The 959-nt window shown below is 66.4% G+C and carries 1 protein-coding gene and 1 pseudogene; both read right to left on the reverse strand.

Going from position 1 to position 959, the window contains the following annotated elements:
• On the reverse strand, positions 1–660 hold a 660-nt coding region (locus SB4_RS18565; RefSeq protein WP_058753732.1), incomplete at its 3' end, for a S49 family peptidase.
• A 1-nt stretch (position 661) separates the two neighbouring features.
• Positions 662–959 (reverse strand): annotated as a pseudogene (locus tag SB4_RS20170) (phage portal protein); the annotation flags it as partial.

Here is a 959-nt window from a genome sequence, read left to right on the forward strand (position 1 = left end):
TGCCGCGAACGCCGCGTTGCTCTCGTCGACAGAGGCCTGAATTTCTGCCCGGGCCGCGTCGTCGAGCGGCGCATAGGGATGACCGGCGATCTTGTCGTCGTGCGACGCGATCAGCGTCGTCTTCATCCCGATCTTGTCCTCGAACCCCGACACGTCGGTGTGACCCGACCTCACCCCGACCGAGCCGACCTCGCCGCTGGTCGTGCAGTAGAAGCCGCTGCCCTGCGTGCCCAGCCAATAGGCTGCCGAGAAGCAATACGGATCGGCGACCGCGATCACCGGTTTGGATTGGCGGACCTCGTAGATCGCATCGCCGGTCTCCGCACAGCCCCAGACGTAACCGCCAGGCGAGCGGATCGCCAGGACGATGGCCCCGACCTTGGCGTCCGCTCCGGCTTCGCGCACACGATCGGCGATGACATCGTAATAGGTCGAGCCGTTCAGGCCACGTGGCGCCAGCGTGCCCGTGATCGGCAGGATCATTGTAGCGCCGTCGCGGATCGGATCGACCTGCTTGGCCTGTTGAGGCTGCCCCCCCATCAGCGACGCGAAGCCCCGCACGCTATCGGGTAGCATGGCATCGATCGTGCTGGAGCGCAGCTGCGCGGCAAGAAAGTCGGGATGCATCGCCCACAGGGCGGACGCGACGGTCATGTCCATCTTAGTTCACCTTGTCCTGTGGCGCGGTTTCCCCGCCCGTTGCGGTATCGGCCGCCCGGTTGCTGTTCAGGGCGGCGCGGGGGTCGCGCGACCAGTCTTCATTGAGCGGCGCGAGCCCGAACCAACCGGTGCGGATCTCGTCGATGCTCATGATCGATCCCGTCCGCGCCAGGACCGCGTTCTTCCACTGGGTCGCGGCATCTCCCCGCAACATGCTGTCCAGATTGAACTTCGCGCGGACGCCCGCCGCGCGAATGTCGGGCGGCAGCATGCGGACCGTGATCGCCTGTTCGATGCCC

The sequence above is a fragment of the Sphingomonas sanguinis genome, assembly GCF_001476905.1.
Lineage (GTDB): Bacteria > Pseudomonadota > Alphaproteobacteria > Sphingomonadales > Sphingomonadaceae > Sphingomonas > Sphingomonas sanguinis_B.